The organism is Candidatus Jordarchaeum sp. (assembly GCF_052745115.1).
Genome location: NZ_JBRAKS010000302.1, coordinates 1 through 4,747, shown reverse-complemented (window position 1 = coordinate 4,747; position 4,747 = coordinate 1). Strand labels below are relative to the sequence as shown.

At 38.2% G+C, this 4,747-nt stretch carries 4 protein-coding genes; 3 read left to right on the top strand and 1 reads right to left on the bottom strand.

Going from position 1 to position 4,747, the window contains the following annotated elements; translation table 11 throughout:
• Positions 1-431: 431 nt before the first annotated feature.
• On the bottom strand, positions 432-1,106 hold the full coding sequence (locus ACUVXA_RS16535) for a hypothetical protein (protein WP_445872390.1): 675 nt from the start codon (positions 1,104-1,106) through the stop codon (positions 432-434).
• 362 nt (positions 1,107-1,468) lie between these two features.
• Between ACUVXA_RS16535 and ACUVXA_RS16530 the strand changes: the two genes are divergently transcribed.
• From ACUVXA_RS16530 to ACUVXA_RS16520, 3 genes are all read left to right on the top strand, one after another.
• Entirely contained in the window at positions 1,469-1,942 is a 474-nt protein-coding gene (locus ACUVXA_RS16530) for a (Fe-S)-binding protein (RefSeq protein ID WP_445872389.1), read from the top strand.
• Between the two features lie 3 nt (positions 1,943-1,945).
• A complete protein-coding gene (locus ACUVXA_RS16525) occupies positions 1,946-3,247 on the top strand; it encodes a formylmethanofuran dehydrogenase subunit B (RefSeq protein ID WP_445872388.1) in 1,302 nt (433 codons plus the stop codon).
• A gap of 459 nt (positions 3,248-3,706) precedes the next feature.
• A complete protein-coding gene (locus tag ACUVXA_RS16520; RefSeq protein ID WP_445872387.1) occupies positions 3,707-4,612 on the top strand; it encodes a sulfite exporter TauE/SafE family protein in 906 nt (301 codons plus the stop codon).
• Positions 4,613-4,747 lie beyond the last annotated feature (135 nt).

Here is a 4,747-nt window from a genome sequence, read left to right as displayed (position 1 = left end):
GAAGCAGGAACCGAACACCATCTGGCGATAGATTCGCAAAATCTGCCTTTTTTTGAGGTTTTTTCCTGTGTTTTCAAACCTGTTTCCCGGTCTTTTTTCGCTCCAACGTGTTTAAACCTTAAAAATTAATGAGAAACGCCGATAAAACCATAAATTATTAGGCTAATAACAGAAGAAAAACGTTACAAAGATTCTGCGAATCTATAGTCTGGAAGTGTCCTAGATGGGTAAGTTTCGGACAACGGTACACGCAAATTACTACTTAGAGAAACTTCCTGACAAGAAATACCAAAAAATAAAGGAAATAATTAAAGACTTACAGATGTAGATTTATCCTAATTTATTAGATCAACTTTTTTTAAAGAAGATCATATTGAGTAATGTTCATTTTCCTCATTAGAAATTCTAATCTCTAGTTTTCATGCTATCCCTTAGTGATCTGGAACCACAGCTTTTTCATTGTCTTCTTTTTCGGTTTGTGATATGAAACGTCGAGTTAAAAGTTTCAAAGCGTCGAAAGGCTTTTCGGAAAATAACTGCCGCATTATGTTTCCGTTTATAACTTTCCCCTCTTTATTCCGTTCATACATTTTTGATTCTTTTACTTTAACACTTATCATATTATAGTCACTTTTTGTTTCAGAAACATCTTTAACGAAACCTTCAGGTGCTTTTAGATTTTGTTCCATTAAATTATTTCCATAGTTGTTTGCCTTATCGTAATTTTCAATTAGTTGATCAACTGTTATTCTGAAATCTGAAAAGGTTGAGCGATCAATTTCCTCATAGATTTTTCCCCCGAACTTTTTTACAAAACTTTCGGCTATTGTATGTAATAGTTTCACTATTGCTGAGTCATTCTTGTCATTTTCCAGCTCGGTGATTATAACGAAAATTATCTTATCATTCAGATGATAGAAGAACTTTAGAAATTTTGTTTCCATCTTCGTTATTTGACCTTTTCCGAACTCCTTAGAAAAACTGAAGATCGCGGAAATAAAACCGCTAATCAAATCCTCGTCCGGAATGTTATCATAGTCGCTATATATCCTGTGAAAAAGGGAGTAACCAGTATCCCTTATGACATAAACACCTTTAATCGCCAAATCTCTTCAACCCACGAATAATATTTAATGTTTTATTCGCCTACAATTTGACTGATTTAAAATGCTTCGGAATTGTCCTTACTGGCCTTCATATTCCCTTTTTATTCTCTCTACATTGACTATAAAAACCCCCCAAAAACAAAATAAAAAACAAAATTACTACATTACCCAGCTTTCATTTTCAAAAATCTAAATAAGAAATCTCATCAAAGATATATTATTCGTGCCAATTCTACTATTCGAATAGGGTAAAGGTGTTTTGAGAAGTCTGTTAAGAATTTATTTATCCCGAGAAATTTAATGACAAAATTTATCAACCACGACTTATTCGTGAAACTAGAGTGAATTAGAAGTGGAAAAACATGCCTGCATTGAACGCTTTTCAAGTATACAAACTATTACCACAAACAAATTGTGGCGAATGCGGAGAGGCAAACTGCATGGCCTTTGCGGTTGCACTACTGGGAGGTAAAAAGAAGGTTGAAGATTGCCCCCCACTGATGAAGGAATCCAAATATACAAGCAAACTAAGTGAACTACAGAAAATATTTACGGTATCTGATGAAGTAGAAAAAACTGGACTTATATTACATGAAGAAAAATGTTCAGGTTGCGGGAATTGCACGGCAATTTGTCCCGAGAATGTGGCTGCTTCGTCGCGGATAGCTGGTGGTAAAGGTGACGAATGTGATAATGTGGTTTTTAGGGTGGAAGATGGAAAGGTGAAAATTGTAAATCTTGAAAAGTGTAGAAGGAGTGGTAAAGAAAAGACTTGTAGAATATGTGAACTGTTTTGTGGACCAGGTGCAATCGAGATTCGTATGGTTGGAGGCTAAATCATGGTTAAAGACTTCATACAGGTTGTTTGTCCTGGTTGTGGTCTTCTGTGCGATGATATTAAGGTTAAGGTTGAAAGTGGAAAAATTGTTTCTACACTTCACACTTGTGCTCGGGGAGAATGGGCTCTCCGTAACGCTAACAGTGGGGCTCGTTTAACCGCCCCTTTGGTAAGAAAGAATGGTAAGTTGGTGAAGGTTACTTTTGAAGAGGCTTTGACTCGTGCAGTTGATGTTCTTTTAAAGGCTGAGCGTCCTCTTTTGTGGGGTTGGAGCTCTGCAAGCGTTGAGGCTCAGCGTATGGGTATCCGTCTTGCCCAATGTTTGGGTGGAGTTATTGACAGCACCTCATCCATCTGTCATGGATCCAGCATTTTGGCAGGTAGAGAGGCGGGTTTTAGAACTGCCACTTTGGGTGAGGTTAAAAATCGTGCGGATTTAATAGTTTACTGGGGGAGTGACCCTAGCCATAGCCATCCACGCCACTTAAGCAGATATACTATAATTCCTCGTGGAATGTACACCCAGATGGGCTATGAGCAAAAACAACTTATGATAATTGATGTGCGTAAGTCTCGTACCGGTAAGGTTGCTAACCAGCTTCTAGAGATTGAGCCCAACAAGGATTATGAGCTCATTTTAGCGATGAGAATGATTCTGAAGGGAAAAAACGTTAAACAGAAGGAGGTAGCGGGCATTCCCGTTAAAACCTTAAACCAAATTATTCAAACTTGGAAAACGCAGCAGTTTGGTGTTATTTTTGTGGGATTAGGGTTATCAATGAGTAGGGGCAAGTATCGTAACATTGAGGCCCTATATAAACTTGTACAGGAGCTTAACGAGTACGCTCGCTTTGTAGCAATACCTATGGCTGGACACTACAATATGGTGGGATTCAACCATGTGTCTACATGGCTTACCGGGCAGCCTTTCGGCATCGACCTAAGTAGAGGGGATACTTATTCAAATCCTGGAGAAACCACCGGGGCTGAGATTATTGCACGTGAGGAATTCGATGCAATGTTGGCTATTGCTTCGGATCCTATTTCTATGATGCCTCTATCGATAGCGCGAAAGATAGCTGAGAAACCCTTAGTAGCCATTAATTGTTTGGAGAATCCGACAACAAGGAATGCAGATGTTGTTTTTCCGGCAGCAATGACTGGCATAGAGGCTGAGGGCACCGCTTACCGATTGGATTCGGTGCCGATCAGGTTGAAAAAATTTATTGAACCCTGCGGCGAATGTAAACCCGATGAAGAGATTTTATCCTTGATCCTTGAAAAAATTGGAGCTAAACATTGAAACCTAATTAGAAGCGGTGTGTAGCTCACTTCCACATTTTTGGTTGATTTTTTCCTATTTTTGCAGGGTTTGTAACTGGTTTAGGAAGTATCCGTTTTTTCTAATATTTTTTCGGGAGGCTCTGAATCCGTGCAAGAAAAAGGGAGAGGAGATTGGATATGAAAAATGCAGGAATATTCACGTTGTGTGTGGAAAGTAAGTTTTATAATTGGTTTTTGGAGAATTTTTCTTAATTTTTTAAGAATTGCCATTTTTATTGTATTTAAATTAATGTATATGGGGAAACAGGGGTGGCTCGAAAAGCTTTATATGTAATTATATTTAATTACTAATTACACTTAATTACGGTTGATTGTACCATAGAAAGACTGTACTTCTAAAAAAATTGGTGAAAAAGAAGGAAGCGTTTTATCCTTCATAGAAATTCTGAGAACAGGATTACATTATGAGGTAAGTTGGATGTTTGGAATAGAATATTTAATGGGCTCAATAAATGTATTTGGAATTTCCTTTTCCTATGATTTAATCGGCTTATCCTTATCCTCATATTGGCCCTTAATCGCCCTACTAGTCATTATAGCTTTTGTGGCAGAATTAATAGATTCTGGATTGGGAATGATGTATGGCACTTTGGTAGCCGCGTCAGTGATTTTATTAGGGTTTAATCCAGTTTTGGGCGTTCCCTCCATTCTAATATCGCAGGCAATGGGTGGTTTGACGGGTGCAGCTTTTCACCATAAGCTCAGTAATGCGGACTTTGGTTTGAATACTAAAGATAGTAAAATTGTCCTCATTATCGTCCTTCCTGGTCTATTAGCGGTACTTGTTGGTGTATATATCGGTTTGAATATTTCTATTTGGGCATTGAAAAGTTATATAGCAGTGCTTGTGGTCTTCATGGGGTTCTTCTGCCTATTTCCATTAAGATACCGGTTCGATTGGAGGAAAATGTTTATGGTTAGCGTAGTTGCAGCTTTCAACAAAGCTATAAGCGCCGAGGGCTTTGGTCCAATTGTCTCAACTGGGAACATTCTTGGAGGATTAGGTACAAGAAGAGCAGTGGCTGTAACAACCTACTCAGAAGCCATAATATGCACAGTAAGCTTTCTGGCTTGGAATTTTATGGGAGGAAGAGTTTTAGAATTATGGTTTCCACTAACAATTTGTATTGGAGCAGTAGTTGGAGCCACAATCGGCCCAAGGATAACCGAAAAACTAAAGCCTCATTGGTTAAAAATCGCTGTGGGAATACTAGCTATAGTAAGTGGAATTTATCTTTGTTATACCGTAATCACAGCCCTGAATAACGACTTCTTAAGAATAATTGCAGATATTTTACAAAGCTTAGCAAGGTTGGTAATATAGATTTTCAACATTTCAGATCATTCGAGTTTGAGTCTCATTCTGCAATGTCCGACTTCATATTTATATGATTCAGTTAGTGTAGCCGTTGTCCGAAACTTACCCATTTAGGACACCGCCTAAATGGTGTTCGGTTCC